Origin of the sequence: Halovenus carboxidivorans (genome assembly GCF_009831575.1) — an archaeon.
In the GTDB taxonomy this organism is placed as follows: Archaea; Halobacteriota; Halobacteria; order Halobacteriales; family Haloarculaceae; genus Halovenus; species Halovenus carboxidivorans.
Genome location: NZ_WUUT01000003.1, coordinates 84,093 through 107,819 on the forward strand (window position 1 = coordinate 84,093; position 23,727 = coordinate 107,819).

General features: G+C 64.3%; 19 protein-coding genes. 15 read left to right on the forward strand and 4 right to left on the reverse strand.

The genetic code is table 11. The annotated features are described in order from the left end of the window. Nucleotides 1-5: 5 nt before the first annotated feature. Nucleotides 6-1,247, forward strand: coding sequence for a sensor histidine kinase (locus tag GRX03_RS08435; RefSeq protein WP_159763773.1), 1,242 nt, complete (start codon nt 6-8; stop codon nt 1,245-1,247). Between the two features lie 96 nt (nt 1,248-1,343). Here the strand turns inward: GRX03_RS08435 and GRX03_RS08440 are convergent, their stop codons facing one another. Continuing rightward, entirely contained in the window at nt 1,344-1,904 is a 561-nt protein-coding gene (locus GRX03_RS08440) for a MaoC family dehydratase (RefSeq protein ID WP_159764162.1), read from the reverse strand. A gap of 278 nt (nt 1,905-2,182) precedes the next feature. Here GRX03_RS08440 and GRX03_RS08445 point away from each other — a divergent pair, with 278 nt between their 5' ends. The 4 genes from GRX03_RS08445 to phaC all read left to right on the forward strand — a co-directional run bounded on the left by GRX03_RS08445 (nt 2,183) and on the right by phaC (nt 5,139). Next, nucleotides 2,183-2,488 carry an AbrB/MazE/SpoVT family DNA-binding domain-containing protein gene (locus tag GRX03_RS08445; protein WP_159763774.1) on the forward strand — a complete coding sequence of 102 codons (306 nt, stop codon included), beginning with the start codon at nt 2,183-2,185 and terminating at the stop codon, nt 2,486-2,488. 9 nt (nt 2,489-2,497) lie between these two features. Further along, nucleotides 2,498-3,016, forward strand: coding sequence for a hypothetical protein (locus tag GRX03_RS08450; RefSeq protein ID WP_159763775.1), 519 nt, complete (start codon nt 2,498-2,500; stop codon nt 3,014-3,016). Between the two features lie 189 nt (nt 3,017-3,205). Then, nucleotides 3,206-3,742: a poly(R)-hydroxyalkanoic acid synthase subunit PhaE gene (locus GRX03_RS08455; RefSeq protein WP_159763776.1), complete on the forward strand. Its 537-nt coding sequence runs from the start codon at nt 3,206-3,208 to the stop codon at nt 3,740-3,742. A gap of 2 nt (nt 3,743-3,744) precedes the next feature. After that, the gene (gene phaC / locus GRX03_RS08460) at nt 3,745-5,139 is read left to right on the forward strand and encodes a class III poly(R)-hydroxyalkanoic acid synthase subunit PhaC (protein ID WP_159763777.1); all 1,395 of its coding nucleotides are present in this window, start codon (nt 3,745-3,747) and stop codon (nt 5,137-5,139) included. Here phaC and GRX03_RS08465 read toward each other — a convergent pair. Both GRX03_RS08465 and GRX03_RS08470 read right to left on the reverse strand, forming a co-directional pair. Further along, the gene (locus GRX03_RS08465) at nt 5,136-5,939 is read right to left on the reverse strand and encodes a BtpA/SgcQ family protein (RefSeq protein ID WP_159763778.1); all 804 of its coding nucleotides are present in this window, start codon (nt 5,937-5,939) and stop codon (nt 5,136-5,138) included. The two genes, phaC and GRX03_RS08465, sit on opposite strands and share 4 nt — an antisense overlap. Nucleotide 5,940: 1 nt before the next feature. Further along, a complete protein-coding gene (locus GRX03_RS08470) occupies nt 5,941-6,528 on the reverse strand; it encodes a thioredoxin family protein (protein WP_159763779.1) in 588 nt (195 codons plus the stop codon). A 117-nt stretch (nt 6,529-6,645) separates the two neighbouring features. On the opposite strand from GRX03_RS08470, the gene GRX03_RS08475 reads away from it, so the two are divergent. The 10 genes from GRX03_RS08475 to GRX03_RS08520 all read left to right on the forward strand — a co-directional run bounded on the left by GRX03_RS08475 (nt 6,646) and on the right by GRX03_RS08520 (nt 22,881). Further along, the gene (locus tag GRX03_RS08475; protein ID WP_159763780.1) at nt 6,646-7,134 is read left to right on the forward strand and encodes an Lrp/AsnC family transcriptional regulator; all 489 of its coding nucleotides are present in this window, start codon (nt 6,646-6,648) and stop codon (nt 7,132-7,134) included. Further along, on the forward strand, nt 7,131-8,270 hold the full coding sequence (locus GRX03_RS08480; RefSeq protein WP_159763781.1) for a pyridoxal phosphate-dependent aminotransferase: 1,140 nt from the start codon (nt 7,131-7,133) through the stop codon (nt 8,268-8,270). Before GRX03_RS08475 ends, GRX03_RS08480 begins: the two co-directional genes overlap by 4 nt. Nucleotides 8,271-8,426: 156 nt before the next feature. Continuing rightward, nucleotides 8,427-11,138 carry a type II/IV secretion system ATPase subunit gene (locus GRX03_RS08485; RefSeq protein ID WP_159763782.1) on the forward strand — a complete coding sequence of 904 codons (2,712 nt, stop codon included), beginning with the start codon at nt 8,427-8,429 and terminating at the stop codon, nt 11,136-11,138. After that, nucleotides 11,135-13,249 carry a type II secretion system F family protein gene (locus GRX03_RS08490; protein ID WP_159763783.1) on the forward strand — a complete coding sequence of 705 codons (2,115 nt, stop codon included), beginning with the start codon at nt 11,135-11,137 and terminating at the stop codon, nt 13,247-13,249. Before GRX03_RS08485 ends, GRX03_RS08490 begins: the two co-directional genes overlap by 4 nt. A 27-nt stretch (nt 13,250-13,276) precedes the next feature. Next, a complete protein-coding gene (locus GRX03_RS08495; protein ID WP_159763784.1) occupies nt 13,277-13,708 on the forward strand; it encodes a DUF7287 family protein in 432 nt (143 codons plus the stop codon). 1 nt (nt 13,709) lies between these two features. Beyond that, nucleotides 13,710-14,285 carry a DUF7288 family protein gene (locus GRX03_RS08500; protein ID WP_159763785.1) on the forward strand — a complete coding sequence of 192 codons (576 nt, stop codon included), beginning with the start codon at nt 13,710-13,712 and terminating at the stop codon, nt 14,283-14,285. Next, nucleotides 14,282-15,139, forward strand: coding sequence for a DUF7261 family protein (locus GRX03_RS08505; protein ID WP_159763786.1), 858 nt, complete (start codon nt 14,282-14,284; stop codon nt 15,137-15,139). Before GRX03_RS08500 ends, GRX03_RS08505 begins: the two co-directional genes overlap by 4 nt. Next, nucleotides 15,136-15,585 (forward strand): DUF7266 family protein, encoded by a 450-nt coding sequence (locus GRX03_RS08510; RefSeq protein WP_159763787.1) that lies wholly within the window; start codon nt 15,136-15,138, stop codon nt 15,583-15,585. Before GRX03_RS08505 ends, GRX03_RS08510 begins: the two co-directional genes overlap by 4 nt. After that, complete coding sequence (locus GRX03_RS08515; protein ID WP_159763788.1) at nt 15,582-16,442, forward strand: DUF7289 family protein; 861 nt, start codon at nt 15,582-15,584, stop codon at nt 16,440-16,442. The genes GRX03_RS08510 and GRX03_RS08515 overlap by 4 nt, the downstream gene beginning before the upstream one ends. A 205-nt stretch (nt 16,443-16,647) precedes the next feature. Further along, entirely contained in the window at nt 16,648-22,881 is a 6,234-nt protein-coding gene (locus GRX03_RS08520; protein WP_159763789.1) for a VWA domain-containing protein, read from the forward strand. 114 nt (nt 22,882-22,995) lie between these two features. Here GRX03_RS08520 and GRX03_RS08525 read toward each other — a convergent pair whose 3' ends face one another. Continuing rightward, entirely contained in the window at nt 22,996-23,682 is a 687-nt protein-coding gene (locus tag GRX03_RS08525; protein ID WP_159763790.1) for a DnaJ domain-containing protein, read from the reverse strand. Nucleotides 23,683-23,727: the final 45 nt, after the last annotated feature.

The window sequence follows — 23,727 nt, forward strand, 5'->3', positions numbered from 1 at the left end:
CTAAAATGTCGGACCACGCAGAGCAGTTCGTCGGGACGTTGTTTCGCGTGCTCGCAGAGCGAGAACACGGCGACGTCAGCGCGGCGCTGCTCGACGCCTACCGGACGAACGCGGAGACCGACCGGAACGAACTCGCACAGCAGTTGCTCTCGGATATCGTTACCGTGTTCGATGCCCACATGGAAACGCGCGCGGAGGTCGACGTGCTCGTCACGGCCGTCGAGCGCCTGCTCGAACGCTACGGGACGATCATCGAAGCGACCCCGGTCGCCATCTGCATCGTCGACGACGACGGTCGGATCGAACTGTGGAACGACGGCGCGGAGTCGGCGTTCGGCTGGGCGGACTCCGAGATCCAGCAGCAACCGTACACGCGACTGTGCGCCGCTCCAGGGGAGGGCAAGCAGTTTCTCTCCCGACTCGAAGCCGGCGAACGTCTCGACGGGATCGAGACGCGACACCGCCGGAGAGACGGGGGCGTCCTCGACGTTCGGCTCTGGGCGGCCCCGTTCCGACCGTCGACCGAGGAGTTCGGCGGTGCGGCCTTCGTCATCAGCGATATCTCCGAACAGAAACGCCGCGAACAGCGCCTCGCGGTGCTCAACCGCGTCCTCCGTCACAACATCCGCAACGAGGTCACCGTCGCCCAGGGTCATCTGGAGATGCTCGCGGAGGAGACGACGGCGGAGACCGAGCACGTCCGGACGATTCAGACCCACCTCGACAGGATCATCGAACTGAGCGAGGCGGCCCGACGCGCCGAACAGTTAGAGGCGGACACGGAGACGACCGAACTGGACATTGCCGACCTGCTGGCCGATCGGATCGATCACCTTCGAGACACTCACCAGTCGGTCGACATCGACGCGACGGTTCCCGAGTCCGCTCCCGTTCTGGGCCACGAACTCCTGCCGTACGCGCTCGACACTCTCCTCGATAACGCCATCGAACACAACGACGATCCCAAGCGTATCGAAGTCGCTGTCACGGCAGACTCCGAGGAAACCCGCGTCCGTATCGCGGACAACGGACCGGGACTGCCGCCGATGGAGCGGCAGGTACTGACGGCGGAGGCGGAGACCCAACTCAGCCACAGCACCGGCGTCGGGCTCTGGCTGGCCCGCTGGATCGTCCGCAACTCCGAAGGGACGATCACCGTCGGCGACGGACCGCTCGGCGGGACCGCTATAACGATCCGACTCCGCTCACAGCCACAGGAGCGCACCGCCGATTTACAGTCTATCTGAAGTGATATATAAGTAGAAGTACAAATAGGCGGCGCTGAGAGTGCCCTCTCGGGGCGGTCTCCGTGGGAAACCGGTCTGCTGGTACGAACCGCGTAGTTACTCCTCGTCGGGTGCGTCGTCGATGAGGATCACCGCTTCCCCGTCGATTGCGATATCGTCGCCGTTGAGCACGCGGGTTCGGAGCCGGTACTGGTTGTCACCGAGGTCTTCGACGATCTCACACTCCGCGGAGACGCGGTCGTCGATCCGAACCGGACTGTGGAACTCCAGATCCTGTGAGAGGTAGATGACCAGACCGGGGACGCGAGCGAGGGCGGCGCTGATCAGTCCGCCGACGAGCGTTCCGTGAGCGATGCGGCCCTTGAACCGGGTCTGCTTGCCGAAATCGTCGTCCAAATGCAGCGGGTTCGTGTCGCCGCTGGCGGCGGCGAAACTCTTCACGTCGGCGTCGGTGATCGTCTTCGTGAACGTGAACGTATCACCGACCGAGAGTTCCGTCGGGTCGTCGGCGCTGATCTCGGCGTGCCACTCGGGCAGATCCTTCGCCGGTTCGATCCGGTCGAGGGGTGGCGTCTCCGGCTCCGCGTCGTCTTCGTCTTCGGGGAGGCTCCAGGCTTCTACAGCCGCGCGGTTGGCTTCGATCGCGGTTTCGACCATCTGTGTGGACGTCTCTGCCCACGTGTCAAGGAATGGATTACCGTACCAGTCAGTACTCATCCTTTGCCGATTGGTGGTAGCGGCTAATAAAGACTGAGGTTACATTATCGTTTCTGAGACGCCGGCGGCCGGCGGTTTTCCCACGTCGTCGGCCGGGACAAACCGATGGACGGAACGGCTACGCCGACGGATTGAACGACATTAGATGGTGCTTAATGGTTCCCTGTGGCAGAACGCACAACCTTTATGCATCGGCAAGAGCTACCTCCAACCAACAGATGTCAGACGATAGTGACGGCCCGGCGTGGCCGCCGAATATGATGAAGTTGTTCACGGAAACAGGCGAGCAGGCGGTCGAGAAACAGCAGGAGCTGATGAAGCAGATGCTCGGTGCCGGGATGTCCGGGGGGATGGACATGAACCAGCTCGGAGCGATGAGCCAGACCGCGACGTTCAAGACGCGCGTACAAAGCGGCGGTCGGATCAGCATTCCCGACGCCGAGCGCGAGACGCTCGACATCGAGGAGGGGGACATCGTTCAGGCCGTTGTCGTTCCGGTCAAACGAAACAGAGACGACGACTGATCACAAACGATGGTCGATTACACGTCACCGATCACGGCAACCTTCGAGTTGCAACGCCAGACGATCAAACAGAGCCAGGAGGCGCTCGAACAGGGGATCCAGTTCCAGCAGGATTTCAACAGGGCGCTGGTCGGCGGTCTGGACGGTCAGGAAGACGCCCAGCGGCGAGTCGTCGAACTCCAGCGCAACGCGGTGCTCGACGCGCTCGACACCGTCGAGGCGAACATCCCCGGTTCGGAAGACGCCACGGCGGAGATGCGAGAGACCGTCGACGAGCAGTTCGATCAGCTGCTCGACAACCACGAGGAGGCCTTCGAGACGCTCACCGCGGAGATGGAAGACGGCGCGGAGAGCTACGAGAACCTCGTCTCCGAGTATCTCGACACGCTCGACGACCAGCTCGAGATGCTGATCGACGCTCACGAGGGACTCGAAGAACAGTCCGTCGAGACCGCCGAAGAGCTCACCGAACAGCTCGACCAGCTCCAGTCTCAGGTCGAGGATGTCCAACAGCAAGTCGAGGAGTAAGTTCGCGCTTTCCTGCAATCTCCGCTCGAAAGCACCACGACGCCGCATAGCGCCCGCGCTCGCAATCCGGGACGGTACAAAACGACAGTCAGTGGCTTCTTACGGGCGTTGATGGCATCGAACTTCGCCTGACGGAATAGCTCGGAAATAGCCGGGCGTTTATATATCTTGCCAACATAGAACGCAGTGATGAGCAATCAGCAACAAGAATGGGGAGACCTGTTTGGGCAGATGAACGAGGCCGTTGCGGAATCGTTCGAGAAGAACCTCGAAGCGCAGAGCGCGCTGATGGAGTCGTGGATGGGGTCGTTCGACTCCTCGCTGCCCGACGACGAGGTCATGGAAGACGGGATGGAGGGGATGGCCGACGCCTACGAGGTCTGGATGGACGCCGCCGAGGAGACCTTCGAGCGGACGGCCGACGCCGCACAGGGGGAGGACGTCGCGCCCCAGGAGTTCCGTGACATCTGGCTTCGCTCGGCGAACGAGGCCTTCTCGGAGGTGCTCTCGACGACCGCGTTCGCCCACGCGAACGGCCAACTCGTCCAGCAGGTCATGGAGATGCAGGAGGAGATGACCGAGATGACCGAGGATCAGTTGGCGACGATGGGGATCGCGACCAACGAGGACGTTCAGGAGGTCGGCGAACGCCTGATCGAACTCGAACGCCGTCAGCACGAGGTCGAGAACAAACTCGACCGCATCCTCGACGCAGTTGAGGAATAACCATGTCCTACAATCCATTCAGCGCTGCGCTCGACGCGCACACGAACACGCTCGACGCTATCGCGGACGCGACGGAAAACGCCGCCCGCCTGCCAGAGCAGGCCGAGACGATCAACAACATCGACGTCGGGATGACCCCGTCGGAGGTCGTCTACGAGGAGAACAAACTGGAACTGCTGCACTACCAGCCCGAAGAGGCGGGTATCGACGTTCCCGAGGACGAGCAAAACGAGGTGCCCATCCTCATCGTCTACGCGCTGATCAACAAGCCGTTCATCCTCGACCTCCAGCCGGACCGCAGCGTCGTCCGACGGCTGCTGGAAGCGGGCCACAACGTCTACATGATCGACTGGAACGAGCCCTCGCGGCTCGACCAGCACCTCGGCCTGCACGATTACATCAACCGCTACGTCGACAACTGCGTCGACGAAGTGCGCGACCGCTCGGGCCAGGAGAAGATCAACATCCTCGGCTACTGCATGGGCGGCACCTTCAGCGCCATCTACACGGCGCTGTACCCCGAGAAGGTCAACGCGCTGGCGCTGATGGCCGCCGGGCTGTACTTCGACGACACCGGCGGCGTGCTCGAACGCTGGGGCAGCGAGGAGTACTACGATCCCGCCGCCGTCGTCGACACCTACGGCAACGTCCCGTCGACGATGCTGGACGACGGCTTCAAGATGACCGATCCGGTCGACAACTACGTCCGGAAGTACATCACCCTCTTCGAGAACCTCGACAGCGACGACTTCGTCGAGAACTTCGCCCGGATGGAGCGCTGGCTGGACGAGGGGATCGATCTGGCCGGTGACGCCTACGTCGAGTTCCTCCGGGAGATCTATCAGAGCAACAGCCTCTACCGAAACGAGATGGAACTCGACGGCGAACACGTCGACGTCACCGAGATCACGGTGCCGATCCTCCAGATCATGGGCGAGTACGACCACCTCATCCCGCCGGAGGCATCGAAGCCGTTCAACGACGTGGTCGGCACGCCCGACGAGCAGATCACGACCATCGAGTACCCCACGGGCCACATCGGCATGTCGGTCTCGGGATCGACCCACGCCGAAGTCTGGCCGCAGGTCTGCGACTGGTTCCACGAGGTCTCGAAGGACGACGCCGAAGCCAGCGTCAGCGAGATGCAGGAGGAGGCCGCCGCGAGTATCGAGGTCGAGTCGACCGACGACGCGGAGAGCGACAGCGACGACGAAGCGAGCGACGGCGAGGCTACGGACCTCGAATCGATCGAGGGGATCGGTCCGACCTACGCTGACCGCCTCCGCGAGGCCGGCATCGAGACGCCGGCAGATCTCACCGAGCACACCGCCGACGAACTCGCGGACATCGCGGAGACCAGCGAGTCGCAGGCCGCCGAGTGGCTCGAACAGATCTAATTCCGGACGCGCTCGACGAGCGCCGACGCCCGCTCGCGGTCGACGCGGTTCGTCGTCACGCCGCCTGTTTTGACTGCCGTCCCGACGATTGCCCCGTCAGCAACCTCCAACAGCGCCGCGGCGTTGTCGACGGTGACTCCGCTCCCGACCAGCACCGGTACCTCGGGGGCGCAGTCGTCCCGGGCGGCGACGACCTCTTCGAGCGTCTCGCCCTCGGCGGCCGCCCCCGTTTCGGGTCCGGAGACGATCAGCCCGTCTGCGAGTCCGCGCTCGACTGTCTCGCGGGCCAGCGCGCCGATGTCTCGGTCGACCGGACTGGCGGAGTGTTTCACGTCGACGTCGGCGTAGACGGCCACGTCGGTATCGAGTCGCTCGCGCAGGCGCATCGTCTCGTGGGCGCTTCCCTCCAGCCAGCCCTGATCCGTCGCCCGGACGCCCGCGTGAACGTTGACGCGGACGAACGCGCCGCCGACCGCGGCCGCGACCGACAGCGCCGCCTCGGCGTCGTTGCGGAGGACGTTGACGCCTACGGGTACGTCGACCGTCCCGTCGACGGCCCGCGCGGTCGCGGTTAGCTCCGCTACCGTGTGTTTCGGGACCGAGTCGGGATAGAACGGCGTGTCACCGAAGTTCTCGATCAGCACGGCGTCGAAGCCGCTCGCGGCGAGCGCACGTGCGTCCTCGCAGGCCGCATCGCGGATCGCCGCTCGCGACCCGTCGTATTCGGGTGCGCCCGGCAGGGCCGGGAGATGAACCATCCCGATCAGCGGCGTCTCGCCGCCGAGCCCTGGCGGCTCCATCTCAGGCGTCCCAGTAGTCGGGTTCGTTGCCCTCGCGCCACTTGATCGAACAGCCCCGCGACGGTTTAAAGTCGTTGCTGACCGGCTTGTTGGCGAGCAGATTCTCGATGTGGTCCCGCATCTCCCGGGTCTCCGGGTCGTCGTCGGGGTTCATGGCGTCGTCGAGTCGGCCGTGGTACGCCAGCCGGAAGGTGCCGTCGCGGTTCGCGAACAGGAAGGGATCGGGCGTGCACATCGCGCCGTACTCGGCGGCGACGGTCTGTTCGTCGTCGCGGAGATAGGCGTCCCACTGGATCGTCCCTTCCTCGACGCGTTCGACCATCGTCTCGAAGTCGTCTTCGGGGTACTCCGTCTCGTCGTTGGGGTTGATCCCGACGACGGCGATGTCGTCGTACTCCTCGGCCAGTCGGTTCATCTCCTCGAATTTGGCCTTGGCGTACGGACAGTGGTTGCAGGTGAAGACGACGAGCAGGCCCTCGTACTCGCTGAAATCCCCGAGGCTGTAGCTCTCGCCGTCGGTTCCCCGTAGCTCGAAATCGGGTGCCTCGTCGCCCGGTTCGAGAACGTCCTTGGAGTCGAGTGCGACCATACGGGAGTGTGCGGCCGCGAGCCACCTTAATGCACCGGGAGTGCGCGGTCGAGGACGGCGTGGCGCTTCCTGGCATACCATAGCAACGTTTTTGTGCGTACTCCAGTGCTTTCAGATATGGACCTCTCCGACGAAGTCGTGGAGCTACTCCGCGAAAACGCACGGTACAGCGTCGAGGATATCGCCCGCCAGACCGACAGCGATCCGTCGGAGATCGAGGCCATCATCGATGATCTCGAAGACGAGGGCGTCATCAAGGGCTACCGGGCAATCGTCGACCGCGAGCAACTGGACGAGGAGACGATCCGCGCGGTCGTCGAGTTGAACATCACGCTCGACCGCGAGACCAGCTACGACGACGTGGCCGAGCGCATCGCCAAGTTCCCCAACGTCGAGTCGCTCCACCTCGTCAGCGGCGATTTCGACTTCATGATGGAGGTCGAGGGCGACTCGATGAGCGAGGTGTCTAGCTTCATCAGCAACAAGGTCGCACCCGTCCCCGAAGTCACCCAGACGGTCACGCATTACGTCATGACCACCTACAAGGAACAGGGCATCGAGTTCGGTGACGGCAGCGACGACGACCGCCTCTCAGTCTCACCATGAAGATCGCAGACCGCGTCGAACGGGTGCCGCCGTCGGGAATCCGGCGCTTTTTCGAGCTCGCGGAGGAGATGGACGACATCATCTCGCTGGGGGTCGGCGAACCCGACTTCTCGGCGCCGTGGGCCGCCCGCGACGCCGCGATCACCTCCCTGGAGCAGGGTAAGACCTCCTACACCGCGAACCGCGGCAAGCGGGAGCTACGCGAACTGATCGCGGAGACGATGGATCGCCGGTACGATCTCACCTACGATCCCGACGACCAGATTCTCGTCACCGCCGGGGCGAGCGAGGCGATCGATCTGGCCTTCCGGACGCTGATCGAACCCGGCGACACCGTCGCCGTCGCCCAGCCCTGTTACGTCTCCTACGCGCCGGGAGTGACCTTCGCGGGCGGGGAGGTGCTCCCGGTCCGGACCCGCCGCGAGGACGACTTCAAACTCACCTACGAGGTGCTGGAGGCCAGCGGCGCGGCCGACGCCGAGGTGCTGGTCTACTGCTACCCGAACAACCCGACCGGCGCGACGATGACCCGCGACGAACTCGAAGAGGTCGCCGCCTTCGCCCGCGAACACGATCTCGCCGTCCTCTCGGACGAGATTTACGCGGGACTCACCTACGAACACGAGCACGCCTCCATCGCTACGCTCGACGGGATGCGCGAGCGAACTATCGTCTTCAACGGCTTCTCGAAGGAGTACGCGATGACGGGACTGCGACTGGGATACGCGCTCGGTCCGACGGAGGCGATCACGGCGATGAATCGCATCCACCAGTACACGATGCTCTCCGCGCCGACGACCGCCCAGCACGCCGCGATCGAGGCGTTGCAGTCCTCTGACGGGGCCGTCGAGGAGATGCGCACTCAGTACGACCGCCGGCGGAAACTCGTCCTCTCGCGGTTCGAGGAGATGGGCCTGGACTGCTTTCGCGCCAAGGGAGCCTTCTACGCGTTCCCGGCCTGCCCGTGGGACGACGGCAACGAGTTCGCCGAGGCGCTGTTAGAGGAGACCGGCGTGGCCGTCGTGCCCGGTTCCGTCTTCGGAGCGGGCGGTGACGGACACCTTCGGGTCTCCTACGCGACCGGAATGGACGACCTCAAGGAGGCGCTCGACCGCATCGAACGATTCATCGAGTGACCCCCTCGTCCGCCGGGATCAACCACGTCCTACCGGTCGATTCGGACTGTGAAAACTCGCTGCTGAGGACGAACGCGCTGGCTACTCCCAGCGGAGTCTCGGCACGAACGAACCCCCCGCAAAGCTTTTTCGTCTGTTCACAGTAGGAGACCTGTAATGGCAATAGATGAAACGGGCGGGTCAGAAGACGACAGCTCCGGGGTAGGGGTCCGCTTCGACGAGAGCGTGACCCTCGGGGAGTACTCCTGGAGCGACTTTCGCCGGGACGAACACGACGAGGGGCGGTTCGACCGGAGCAAGTATCTGGGGTTCGATCCCCGCGATACCGGCCGCCGCCTGCAGGCCGGCGCGAGCGGGGCGAAGACGCTCAACCAGATCGTCGAACGCTACCGGGATCCCGCGAGCCGTGACGTCATCAAAGGGGAGTACACCTGGGAACATTTCAAACAGGAGTACTACTACGACGAGGAGGGGCTTCCACCGCGAGAGGACGGCGAGAAGATTCCGTTTCGTCCGGAGGAGTATCTCGGCTTCCACCCGGAAGAGACCGACCAGCGGTTGGGGGCCGCTGGCGACCGGGCGTCGAAACTCGCCGAGATTGTCGAGGAACGGACGGTCAACGTCAACGAGGAGGTGGACGAGGATGCGTTTTTCTCTACCCGTGGCGGCGGGATGACCGTCGCGAACCGATACGACCTGGAGAAGGCGGTGCCGATGGAGAAGAAGACACACTTCATCGAACAGGACCGCTACTGGGTGAACAAACCGTACGCTTTTATCGTCATCTTCAAATCGCAGAAGGAAAACGAGATCAAGTACTACGTCGTCGAGCCACATCTCAACTCCATCGAGGAGGAGTTACTCGACTTTCTCTCACAGAAGCTCAAGACGGCGATCAAATACTCCGAGGACGAGGTCATCGTCCAGGGGAGCGAGGCGGACCGCGCGGAGGTCATCCAGCGCGAGGCCGAGCGGTTGCTCCGGCGGTACGACCTCTACGAGGGGCGCTCGAAGGCACAGCGGCAGTCACCGACGACCGAGAGCGAGCGCGGCGGGTTGATGGACTCGTTGCGGGGCGCGTTCGGCGGCGACGAGACGAACAACGGGGCCGACCCGCCGGACGTTCGAGCCGACGAGGCAGACCCGCCGGCGGTCCAGGGCGAAGCGGCTGACCCGCCGGCTGGGTCCGAGGAATCCGGCGGGCCGATGGAGTCGCTGAAAGGGTTGTTCGGCGGTGACGAAACGAACAACGGGGCCGCGAGCGCGGGCCAACCCACGACCATCCAGGCGGCCGAACGACAACTCGAAGGCATCTCGGTCCGCCCGGAGCCAGCGATCATCGAGGACGATCCCGACACGCTCAGCGAGTACCAGGTCGAGAAGTTGTTGTACGTCCTCAAACGCAACTTCATCGGCTACTCCCGCATCGACCCGATCAAACACGACATCAACGTCGAGGATATCTCCTGTGACGGCTACAACAGCCGGGTGTTCGCCTATCACACCGACTACGAGCAGATCATCACCAACGTCAAACACGGCAAGGAGGAACTGGACGATTTCGTCGTCAAACTGGCCCAGCGGTCGGGCAAAGGCATCTCGAAACGCCAGCCCCAGGTCGACGCGACGCTGCCGGACGGCTCGCGTGCCCAACTCACCCTCGGTGCCGAGGTGTCCGACCACGGGACCAACTACACCATCCGCCAGTTCAAGGACGTACCGTTCACGCCCGTCGATCTGATCAACTGGAACACGTTCAACCTCGACGAGATGGCCTTCCTCTGGCTCTGTATCGAGAACCACAAGTCGCTCATCTTCGCCGGCGGGACGGCCTCTGGGAAGACGACCAGCCTGAACGCGGTGTCGCTGTTCATCCCCTCCAGCGCGAAAATCGTCTCCATCGAGGACACCCGCGAGGTCGAGTTGCCCCAACGCAACTGGGTCGCGAGCGTCACTCGCCCTTCCTTCGGCGAGGACGACACCGGCGACGTCGACGAGTTCGACCTGCTGGAGGCGGCGCTCCGCCAGCGCCCGGATTACATCGTGATGGGTGAGATCCGTGGCGAGGAGGGCCGAACCGCCTTCCAGGTCATGTCCACCGGGCACACCACCTACACCACCTTCCACGCCGACTCCGTCGGTGAGGTAATCAAACGCTTCACCACCGACCCGATCAACGTCTCGAAGACGCTGTTTACGGCGCTGGATCTCGTCTCGATTCAGACACAGACGCGGGTGGACGGCCACAAGGTCCGCCGGAACAAGGTCCTGACGGAGATCAACGAGTACTCACCGGAGAACGACGAGATCAACGTCCGGGACGTCTACGAGTGGCGCGCCGAGACGGACAACTTCATCCAGATGGGATCATCCTCGACCCTGGAGGAGATCAAGTTCGACCGCGGCTGGTCCGACGAACGGCTCAACGAAGAGCTATTCAAACGGAAGACGGTGCTCGCCTACCTCATCCAGAACGGGCTGAACACCTACACCGAGGTGGCGGCGACGGTCCAGGCGTTCATCAACGATCCGGAGACGATCCTCGCCATCATCGCACAGGACAAACTGGAGCGCTCGCTGGAGGACCTTCGGGAGATGGAGTCCGTCAAGATCGATGTCGATCCCGAGGAGGAGGACATGGTGCCGCGGCCGGATCCCGGCGAGGAACTTCTCGTCGAGACCGACGAGATTCTCTCCCAAGCCGAGCCGCTCCTCCAGCAGTACCGCGACATGGAGACCGGAGATCTGGTCGCGGCGCTGTCGGGAGCCAACGATACCGACGAGATCGAACCCGACCCGGAGGAGGACAGCGGGTTCGACTTCGGCCAGTTCGTGCCGAAAGCGGGCTCGGAGGCTGAGGAGGAATGAGTCTCGAAACCAAACGACAGGCCGAAGAGACCCCCGACGACAACTCGCTGGGGGGCCGGTTCTACCCGCTGTACCGGCGGCTGTTCGACGACAACAGCGACTTCGTCAAGGGTGTCGAGAAGAAACTCGCACAGGCCCGGATGGCCGACAACGTCGAGTTGTTCATCTCGCGGGCGCTCGCGGTCGGGCTGATCGCCGGGCTCGGACTGTGGATTCTCGGCGTGTTGGTCGGCTGGCTGTTCCTGCAGTTGTTCGGCTGGAGCGGGCTGGTGCCGTTGCCCGACGCGCTCTCACAGGTCATCGACATCATCCGCGAACCGGCAATCCTGCTCCTCTCGGGGCTGATATTCGGCTCGATTGGCTTCGCGATCGGGTTCGGCTCGCTCGTCGCCGTGCCGTATTTCCGCGCCAGCGCACGCGAACGCGAGATCAACATCCTCCTCGCTGATTCCGTCTCGTTCATGTACGCGCTGTCGGTCGGCGGCATGAACCAACTCGAAATTCTCCGCGCGATGGCGAAAGCCGACGACACCTACGGGGAGGTGGCCAAGGAGTTTCAATCGATCGTGCTGGAGACGGAGTATTTCGATACGGACTACCGGACGGCGATCCGAAACCAGGCGCTCGAAACTCCGAGCGACGAACTCTCGCAGTTCCTGACGGATATGCTCTCGATCGTCGACTCCGGCGGGGACATGACCGACTTCCTCGAAGACCAGAAGAACAAACAGCTCCGCACCGCCCAGCAGGAGCAGAAAAAACAGCTCGACACCCTGGAGCTGTTCGGCGAGATGTACATGACGCTGTCGCTGTTCCCGCTGCTTTTGATCATCATCCTGGTCATCATGGGGCTGATGGGCAACGGACTCGACCGCTTCCTGCTGAACGGGACGGTCTACGGTCTGATCCCGCTGATCGGCGCCGCATTCCTCGTCCTCGTCTCGACCGTCACTCAGGACGAGATCGGTGACGGCTACCTGCGACCCGAGGCCGACGAGGAGTTCACTGTCGACGAGGGCATCGGCGTGTTCAACCCCGGGCTCGTCGAGCGGTACACCGGCGACAAGCAGGTCTTCGACCAGATCAAACGCCGCGAGGGGACCCACGAACTGATGGAGATTCTCCGGTCGCCGCACACCTTCTTCAAGGACCATCCGAAGCTCATCCTGCTCGTGACGACGCCGGTGACCGCGCTCGTCATGATCGGACTGGTGGTCTCCGGTGCCGCCCCGACGTCGATCGACGGCATCCAGGCCAGCCCGGTCTGGGGGACGTTCGTCTGGATGTATCTACCGATCTATCTCAACATGCTCCCGCTCGCGGTCTTTCACGAGTGGAACGTCCTCTCCCGGAAGGGGGTGCTCGGAAACCTCTCGGAGAACCTGCGAAAGCTCGCGAGCGCGAACGACACCGGGATGACGCTGCTCGAATCGATCAAGACCGTCTCGGAGACTTCCTCCGGAAAGCTCGCGGAGGAGTTCGAGGCGATGCACGCCAAGGTCAACTACGGGACGAGTCTGAAGGACGCGCTCCGGGAGTTCAACAACAAGTACCATCTCCCCCGGTTGGCCCGGACGATCAAACTCATCAGCGAGGCACAGGAGGCCTCCAGCCAGATTCAGGACGTGCTCTCGACGGCCGCGGTCGCCTCGGAGAACCAGGACGAAATCGCCCGCGAACGGAAAGCCCGGACCCGGATGCAGATGGTCATCATCATCATGACCTTCCTGACGCTGCTGGCGGTGATGGGCCTGCTCCGAGTGCAGTTTCTCGACACGATGGCGTCGCTTGGCAGTGCTGGCAGCGGAGCGAACAGCGAGGCGGCCGGCGGAGAGTTCGGGGCCAACATCGAGACGGGTTATCTCTCGATGGTCTTCTTCCACGCGGTGACGATTCAGGCCGTCGTTTCGTCGTTCATCGCGGGCTACATCCGGAGCGTCGAACTGATGGCCGGGCTGAAATACGCCGTCGTGCTCGCGACGATCACGCTGATCACGTGGACCGTCGTCGAACAGGTCTCCAACCCACAGGAGACGGCGGCCCTGCTCCTCTTTGTCGGCTCGACCGGCCGGTCGTATTTAACCTCTCAAACGAGAAACTCAAAACACTGATAACACCGGGGTGTGTGACGAGGAGGTATGAACCGGCGGGGCCAGACAGCCTACGATTACCTCCTCGGGATCGTACTGCTGTTGGTGACGATCATCACGGTACTGTCACTGTTCCCGCAGGTGTTCGGCCCGTTCGTCGAGCCAGTCTCTTCGGATCAGGAGAAGATGGCCGACCGGGTCGCGTCCGACGTGATCGAGACGACGGCGCTCGGCGGAACCGAGCGGACGATCAACGCGAGCGAACTCGACGACCTGGCCGTCGAACAGGCGAAATCAGAGGCCGGACTCCGGGAGATCCGCAGCGTCAACGTCTCGCTTCAGCGGGGGGCTGAACCGGTCGTGGGGGCGGGTGATCGACAGCGCGACGGAGAGCCGTCGGCAGTCGTCGTCCGGACGGTACAGACCGCCGAGGGCGGCGCGTGTCGGACCGGCTGTCAACTCGTCGTGCGGGTGTGGTAAGATGCAACCGATGGAGCACAACCGTGGACAGGCCTACGCGCTCGAAGGAATCATCGGGGCGATTATCGTCGTCTCGGCGCTGGTGTTGGGGCTGCAGGCGGTCGATATCGCACCGTGGACCGGCAGCCAGACGCTCGATAGCTCCGAGACGCGTACCGAGGTTGCCGACATGCTGGCGGTCGCGGAGGACGCGGGCGCCCTGCAGGAGGCGGTCACCTGCGTCGACGACGACGGCGACCCCCACCCCGATGTCGCCGCGACCGAGGACAACGTCTCGGAACTCGGTGCCATCCTCAACCGGACTCTCGAAAGTCAGTACAGCTACCGGATCGCGGTCGGTGTCGACGGCACCGAGACACAGATCGGACCGACTCCGTCGCTCCCGAACACCGACACCGTGACCGCCTCCCGGACGGTCGTCCTGTCGGATACCGATCCCGTCTACGAAGTCGACCCGCAATCAGAGCAGTGCCGACCCGCCGGCACCCTCGAAGACGCCGGTGATCTGTACATCGACGACCAGCACGGAGACGAGAGCCTCTACGCGGTGGTCCGAATCAGGGTGATCGCGTGGTGAGCCGACGCCGACAGCGGGGCCAACTGGTCCTGATCGCGGCGATTCTGGTCGCGACGGCGGTCCTCGGTGCGGTCGTCCTGCTGAACGCGGTCCACAGTTCGCCGGACGTGAAAGCCCAGACGGACGCACAGAGCCTCTCGACGGCAGACCGGACGGTCGGAGACATCCGACAGGATCTCAGAGACCTCTTTTTCGGGACCAACGGAACCGACGCTCAGTATCCGTTCGCGACGGCGAGTGATCTCGGAAACGCCACCGGGGCCTACAGCAGCGACCTCGCCGCGGTCGTCTCCAGGGATAGCCCCGCCGTCACCGCGGTGGAACTGCTTCCGGCTGAGAGTACGACCGGCGGGTTCGTCTCCGGGGCGGTGCCGACCTCGAACACGTCAGTCATCGAGAACGCGAGTTCGCTCCCCTACCTCTCGATCAACGCGTCGGCCGCCGCGACTCCCCGTATCACCATCGTCCGGACGGCCGCACCGGACAGGGAAATCGTCCTCGACGGATCGAGCACCGAGTACGACGACCGGACCGGCGACCGACGCGAGTGCGACGACATCTCCGGGCGAGCGCGGCTGGAACTGACCCGTGGCTCGGGGGCGATCCGCGGCGAAGACGGCGCTGTCTGTGAGGTGTTCGTCTACGATCCGACACAGTCGAGTGAATACGACGTGGCTATCGACGCCGCCAACGGCGACGGCCGGTTCAACGCCAGCGGGGGCGGTACTCCCGTCCTCACCGGTGACCGTCGGCACACCGGGGTCGTCGTCAACCCGACGTTCGAGGTGACCTACCGGGACCCCAGCGTCACCTACCGTGGCAACGTCACGCTGTTCCGGGGTGATCGGCGGTGACCGACCGCGCCGTCTCGATTGCGCTCACGCACGCACTGACCGTCGCTATCTCGACGGTTCTGGTTTCGGGGTTGATAATCGGCGCCGGAACCCTGCTCGAATCCCAGGAGCAAACCGTCGGTGAGACCCAACTCAGAGAGATCGGAAGCGACGCGGTGACCTACATCAACACGCTCGACCGGTTGAACCGAACCGGCGAGAACGTCACCGTCACCGCGGAACCGGATTATCCGGAGCGGATCCTCGGTTCGTATCGGTACACGATCGCCATAGAGAACCGCACCGGGAGCAACACGCTGGTGGTCCGGTCCGAACAACTCGGCCGGTCCGTCGAGTTCGACATCGAAACCCGCACCAACGTCACGAGTTCGGGCACCAGCGGTGGCGACGTGGAGATCAGCCTCTGTGAGGGCGACCGACTCACGCTCGCGGGGTGTGGCTCGTGAGCGATTCAGACCGGTATTCGGCACCGACACCGAACCGCGCGGTGTCAGATGTCGTCGCCTTCGTGCTCACGTTCGCGATCATCATCGCCGGCGTAGGCCTCGTCTCCACGGGCGCATTCGACCGACTGACCGCGTTTACCGACGAACAGCGGATCGACAACGCCGAGCGCGGTATGGAAGCCGCGGCCTCGACCATCGACAGTCTCGGCCGCGGCAACGACACCTACCGCGAGTTCGCCCTCTCGCTGAGCGGCGGGAACGTCTGGTTCAGAAACAGCACCATCACCATCGAAAACAGCAGTGCGAACCTCTCCCGTCTACCAGGCGGCAGTGCCGACAGCGCGGATATTCCGGTGAACGCGCTCGAACACCGGTTCGAGTTCGGCGGCGAGACGGTCCGGATCACACACGAGGGGGGCGGTGTCTTCCGTACCGATACGGCCCGCCCGCGATACGACCCGGCCATCACCGTCGAAGACGGCACGCTCATCGTCTCGCTGATCAACCTGACCAGCGACGAGACAATCGACCGCTCGGGAACGTACGACAGTAATCTCGCCCTCGACCCGACCGGCGTTCCGACGGAGGCACCGGTCTCCGCGGACAAACAGTTCGTCAGTTTCAGCGCGGAACTGATCGGCCAGCGGCGAGTCTACAACTCGACGGTCGACGACCCCGATATCACCGTCGACGTTTCCGCGTCTGCGAGCCCCGAACAGTGGGGGTATTTTTTCAGCGAGGCGGAGGGCTGGACCTCGACCGGCGACGCGACGTACACGCCCGACGAGCGGATCGACACCGTCCTGATCCGGGTCTCGACGATCCGGCTCTCGACGCCGCCGCGGCGGACGACGTGACCCCGGACCGCCGACTGCCTCCTGTGAGCCGCCGCCGCGGGGCCTCCGTCCTGTTTTATGTTAACAACTCACATTATTCCGTCCGTTGTTTTCAGCTCTGAAATCGAACGATACCGCTCTCGGCCCGGAATATCAGGAGGCAGTGAACAAAATTGAATCCGGACAATGGATTTTTTAAACGGGTGTTCCGTTGTATGCCGTAATCATGAGGGCCCCGTTGGATCCGACGGACACTCGCGGAATCTCCGAGATCTACGGGACAGTCCTCATCATCTCGCTGGTCTTTCTCGTCGCCTTCTCCCTCGTCGGCGTCGGTGTGTTCATTCTCGGCGACACGACGGCCGACGCGAACGACCGACTCGCACAGGACGCGGTCCTCGAACTGGACGACCGGGTGAGCGCTCTCACGGCGGATCGCGTCGAGAACTCGATCACCTGGGAGGTCCCACAGGGCACCGCCGAGGATTTCGAGGCCAACGGAACGCGGGGCACGATTAACGTCACCGTACGGACGAACGATACGTACTGGACCTGGGGGAACTCCAGCGGGTTAGTCGACTCGCCCGTCCAGGCGAACGCCACGGGTGAGATCCCGCTGGGAACGATCACCCACCGGAGCGAAGACGGCGTCCTGACGGTGTATCAGGGCGGGGGCGTCTTCGAGATCCAGGACGGCACGGTGACCGTGTTGCGCGAGCCGGAGATCTCCGTCTCGGAGGGGAATCTCGATCTCGATTTCGTCAACCTCTCGTCGGTGGATCAGATCGACGGCAGCGAGTTGACTGCGACACAGCGCCGGACCCAACCCGACTCCGCCGAGATCCAGCAGATCGTGGACGCCCAGATGCGCCGGGACGGGAACCTCGTCGCCCCGGCCAGGGTGAATCTCACGATCACGAGCGAGTTCGCCGACGGCTGGGGCGCTCTCGTCCGGGAGGCGGTCGAGAGCCGTCCCGTCACGGTCTGGGATCACACCGACCTCCCGGAACTGGCGACGAACCAGGTCAAGATCGGCTTCGGTGAGTTCGGACGGGGCGTCGATCTCCCCGACGAGCGTAGCCCCTACGCTCCCGGAGTGATCTACAGCGGCGTCGCCGACCTCGCGCCCGAACTGTACAACTGGAGCGCCGGGACGATTCGCGAGCGCGCCGGTGGCTTCAACGTCAGCGCGAACGGCGGCAACGAGTACACCGTCGGCCTCAGGTACGACCACGACGGGGACGGCGCCGACTGGTGGAAACTCAACGCGAGCAATCAGTGGGTGAACATCGAGGACCCCATGGCCGCGCCGCTGGGGCCGGACGAACCCCGTCCCGTCAGCGTCGACCCCGCGAACGGCGTCTTCAGGATGGATGACGACGCCTGGACGTGTGTCGTCAGTCACGCTCCCAGCGCCTCGGAGCCGCTGCGGTCACAGGTCAACCGGACGGGGAGTGGCTGTTTCGTCGACCCGGTCGGCGTCGAGAATCCCGACGACAGCGTTGCCGAGTTCAGTCCCCTGCTCGAAATCACTGGCCTGAGCGTACGCGGCCCCGCGAGCAAACAACTGGCCTTCGGTACCGACCGCCTCCAGGTGGCGGTAAACGTCACGAACACCGGAACGGGCGATGCGGACAGCGGAGAGCCGACTGCCATGCTTGCCGATCCGGACGGCGGCGATCCGTGGGTCGCCGACGGAACCCGACTGAACGCCAGCAGCCCGTTGTCTCGCGGTGAATCGGCCACGTACTCGTTCAGCTACACGCCGCAGTTCCTCGGTGATCGATTCCGGGTCCGCGCCGGCACTCCCGACGACGCTGCCGGAAACGACACGTGGTGGGAGATCACGAAGACGCCGGACGCCGAGCCGTTCGAGATCGAACGCGTCACCGTCCGCAACAGTCCCATCGTCGCCGGCGACGTCCTCAAAGTCGATGTCACGGTCAACAACACCGGTGACAGCCGAGACGAACAGACAGTCATCCTCTCGGACCGTGCGGGGCCACAGGCGACCGCGACGTACAACCTCAGCGCGGGTACCGAACGGACGAAGACCATCGAGTGGGACACCGAGGTCGGGGACGGGAACCGTAGCAACAAGTCGATCAATATCTCGACGCTGACCGACCGCGAGTCAGCGACGGCGATCATCCGCAAGCCGGGACTGGCGTCGGCCGACTTCGAGATCGACCGCGTCGAGATCGACGATCCGGTCACCGAGGGCAACGACCTCGAAGCCGAGGCGACGATCACCAACGACGGCAGCGACACGGGCACGCGGACCGTCCGTCTGCGAGACGACAACGGCGTGATCCGCGCGACCGTCCCCGATCTGACGCTCGATCCCGGCGAAACCGTCACCCTCGGCAGTTCGGCACCGCCGCTGGTCTGGGAGACCGATACGGGCGATACCGGCGTCTACGATCTGACCGTGGAGACCGACGACGACACCAACACGACGACCGACGTGGAGATCACGACACCGACCGGCGTCGGGACGTTCAACGTCTCGATTGCCGAGAGCGGCCTCGACGACGTGATCGCCGGCGACGACCTCGAAGTCCCGGTCACTATCGAGTACAACGGCGGCGGAACGCGGACCGAGAGCATCTGGTTGACCGATTTCGACGGCGAACCGGTCGACGCACGGACCGTCTCACTGACCAGCGGGAGTTCCGTGCGCCGGACGCTCGTCTGGGAGACCGAGGCCGGAGACGGACAGCACGCCCCCGGAACGATCACGGCAAACGGTGTCGACGACACAGACAGCGCGAGCGTCGAGGTCCGACCGGAGGACGAGGCGGGTCCGAGTTACACCATCACGTCGGTTTCGACGAACAGCTCAGTCGGCTCGAACGGATCGCTACCGCCCGATCCGACGACGGAGGGCGAGGATCTGGAGATCAACGTGACCGTCGAGAACAGCGGCACCGTCCTCGGGACCGAGAGCGTCGTCGTCGAGTACGTGCCGGAGGACCGCCCGGTCGCTACGAGGGAGGTGAGCATCCCCAGCGGGGCCAGCAAGACTGTCACCCTCACCTGGGAGACAGTGGTCGGCGACAACACGACGACGCCGTCTAATCCACGGAACGCCGAAGACATCGAAATCCGAGTTGCCGGCGAAACAGCCCGCGAGACGGTCTTTATCGACAACCGAACCGTGCGGCGCGATCCGGTCGACGTGATGTTCGCCATCGACGAAACCGGCTCGATGGGCGTGCCGGCCGCGTACTCCCGGAGCGGGATGGAGCCGACGCCACAGCTCACCCTGGGCGCCCAAGCCACTGGAGACAGCTACGAATCGAACGACGAACTCGGGGCTGCCGCATCGATTCCCACCGGGACATACGCCGATCTCCTGATCGCAAACGGGGAGAGTGATTACTTCGCCGTCACGCTCAACGAAACCGAGTCACTCGACGCCGCGATCGGCTTCGACGACGACGCCGGCAACCTCGAACTCGAACTGTACGGCCCGACCCAGCGGCTTCTGGACAGCAGTCGCTCCTCCGGCGAGGGCGAATCTGTCTCGGTGTCGGACGTGACCGAGGCTGGCACGTACTACGTCCGTGTCTACGGCGACGGGACTGACTCCGCAGAGTACGACCTGTTCGTTCAGTCCGGGGACAGGTCAAACGACGACTACGAGCCGAACGACGATATCGGGGCGGCACAGCCGCTCGGAAGCGGGGAGTATCGGGATCTGCGGATCGCCAACGCCGAGAGCGACTTCTTCGCCGTCTCGCTGAACGACAGCGAGTCCCTGCGCGGTTCGATCGACTTCGACAACGACATCGGCGATCTCGACCTGGTGCTGTACGATCCGGAGGGCGACCTGATCGACGCCGGGTACGGCTCGGAGAGCGAATCTGTCTCCGTCTCGAACGTGAGCGAGGCCGGAACCTACTATCTCAGGGTTTACGGAGACGACGGCGCCTCCGCACCGTACGCCCTCGACATCGAGACCGGTAGATCCGTCTCCGACGAGCGGTTCTCGTACGACTCCCCCCTGTTCGAGGAGCCGGTCACTCCAGCGGGTGAGGAGTTCCTCTACGTCAGACAGCGAAACGAGATCTACGAACAGGGCGAGCAGTTCGACATCCCGTACCGCTACCGCTCGAAGGTCTGGCCGGGCAAGCGGCTCACGAACGCGACCGACGTTCCAGCGGAGGCAGATCTGTGGTACGCACTCCCCGAAACTGGCGGCGACGTCTCCGGCGAGGTCGAAAACCCCGGTACCGAAGGGACGTTCTACGTCTCCGGACAGACCGTCGATCCGGCAGACCACGGCGGAGCGGCCTACGTCGTCAATCTCAGCGACCGGTACTGTTCGGCGCTCTGTTACGACAGCACCGGCCAGCGGTACGACGCCGTCCTCGCGGCACTGAGCAGTCTGAGCCAACCGCTCGGCGATCGGGCGGGACTGTTGGAGTTCAACCTGAGCCAGAACGTCTACCAACCACTGACGAACAACCTCTCCGCAGTCGAGCAGTCCCTCCGGGTCAATCCCGGCGGCGGCACGGACATCACGAACGCCATCCTCGAAGCCCAGGAACAACTCAACCGGACCGCCGACCCGAACCGGAAGGCAATCGTGTTGCTCACCGACGGGGAGCACAACGCGCGGGACGTGGCGCCGCCGAGCGAGCGGGTGGACGAGATTGCCGACAACGTGACAGTCTACGTCGTCGGTTTCGGCAGCGCAGACACCAGCTCCGACGGTGAACTCGCGACCGTTGCCAATGCCGGGACCGGGGAGGGCAAACTGTACGACGGCAACGACGACGATCTCGAAGAGATCTTCGCTCAGATCGGCGAGGAACTGGACGAACCCGACCTGCCGAACGTGCAGGTGAACACCGACAGCACCCTCCAGGTCAAGGAAGGGGAGACGCTTCAGGTCCCCGTCGGCGTCGAAAACACCGGCGCGGGCGGCGAACGGATCATCACGGTGACCGATATCTACGGCAATATCGTCGACAGCACGACTGTGTCACTGGCCGCGGGCGAGCGGATCAACGCCAGTGACCCGGCCGCGCCGGTGCTCGAATGGGACGCCGACCTGCAGGGCGAGGAGCCACCGACCAGCGGCGAACTGCTCGTCCGGACGCCGAGCAGCGAGGCGACGCCGAACGTGACCGTCACGGAGGGCGATCCCTCGGAGTTCGCCGTCACGATCCAGAGCGTCACACCGACCGACCCGCAGGCGACCGACGAGATCAACGTGACGGCCAGGATCGAGAACCGACTACCCGGCCCGGATACGCAGACCGTCGTGCTACGCGACGACGAGGGCAACCCTGTCGACGTTCAGACGGTGCGTCTCGACGGCGCTGACGGCCCCAACAGCGCGACGACGACCAGTTTCACGTGGAAGACCCGTCCGGGTGACTCCGGAACCGGACAGACCCTCACCGTCGAGAGCGACGACACCGCCGATACGACCACGGTCGACATCGACCGCGCCCCCGGCGCGGACGACCAGTTCGACGTCGAAATCACCGGCACGACCGCCCCGACCCTCGCCGGAAACGAGACCGACGTCGAGGTGCGCGTCGAGAACGTCGGCTCCGATCCCGGCCAGCAGTTCGTCGAACTCCGGAACTTCGACAACAACACGGTCGATCTCGTCGAGACGCGGACGCTGAGCCCCGGCGGGACCGAAACGTACACACTGACGTGGAACACCACTGTCGGCGACGCCGGTACCGGCAACGTCTACGCGGTCACACGGGACGACGCCGACGGCGAGGCGGTGACGATCCGCCAGGTGACCGGGCCGAACTCGACGTTCGAGATCGTCGACGCTGATGCGGTCAACAGCACGGTAACCGCGGGCGATCCCGTCGAGATCACGGCGGAGATCGAGAACACCGGCGTCGATCCGGACAGCCAGTTCGTCGAGGCGACCTTCGACACCGTGACCAAGACAGCGAACATCTCCGACCTCGATCCGGGGGCTCGGAGTACTGTTACTTTCCAGTTCGGGACGGCGACCGGTGCTGTCAACTCCTCGCAGACGTTCGATATCGATCTCGAAACCGAAGACGACAACGAGACGGTGTCGGTGACGGTCGAGCCGGCGGGTGCGCCGCTGCAGGTCGACATCGTGGGGACGGGCGATCCGGTCCGAGCCGGCGAGGCTCTGCCGGTGACGGTCGAGGTGACGGGATTGGACTCGACCAGCACCCTCTCGCTCGAAACGCCGTACGGCGGAGCCCTCAACCCGACGAATATCACGACGATCAGGAGTAACGGAACATACACGATCACGTGGCCGACGCTGCCCGGACAGGGCGATCCGAACCCGCAGTCCGTCGTCGCTCGCGTGCGCGGGAGGACGAGCGATCCCGCGGCCGTACGCGTCGAGGAGGCTCCCGAGGGTGATGTCGTCGCCCCCGGGACCGGTCCGAGCGCGGATCCGGTCGGGATCGATATCGACGAGATCGAGATCAACTGACCCGTGGCAGGAACGTCCTCACCAGGGACGGTCCCTCGGTCAGTGATCGCCGGGACGGGGCTCACCCGGGCGAGCGGTCACTGCCCGGCGCGAACGGAGCCGGGAGACCGGCCGCTATGAGAGTTCCGTGAGGACGTGAATCGTCGAAAGCAGGACGACAACCCCGACCAGAAGCAGCGAGAACAGCCCGGTCGCCGCCGCGAGCGCCGGATCCGTCTCGGGGCGGCTCAGCATGAACCCGCCGGTCGCGAGCGCACTCCCGACGAGCGTGAGGTGGATGACGAGCCAGGGCCCCATCTCCCGAACCGCCTCGGCGGCGGACCCACTCGGCGGTCGCGTCGTCGACCCCCCTCCGGAGCGCATGTAGGCATCCGGGGCCCGCTGCCAACTCTCCTCCGTGTACCCGCCGTCCGCCGCTCGTGACCAACTTCGCCGGTTCCCCGCTCCGGTATCACGCTCCTCTCGTGGCTGTCGTCTCTCCGAGGGTCTCCACCCTCGCGTGCCGCTGCCAGTAGATTGACGACCTGCCTCGCCGGTTTCCGACTTCCCCGCCTCCCAGACAGAGGTTTCGATGTGCTCGTTCACGTAGGCCTCGTGGCCGAGTCGGTCGTAGGTCGCACGCTCGTCGGCGTCGAGCAACACGTCCCGTGCCGTGGTGAGTCGCTTGAACCGCTCGGCGGCGTCGGGATCGTCGCTGACATCGGGGTGGCACTCCTTGGCACGGCTCCGGTAGGCGCGACGGATCGCGGCCGCGTCCGCGTCGCGCTCCACCCCGAGAACCGTGTAGAAGCTCTCTCCCATCAGTCGTTCGACGGTACGCGGCGGGCGATCAAATAGCTGACTCCG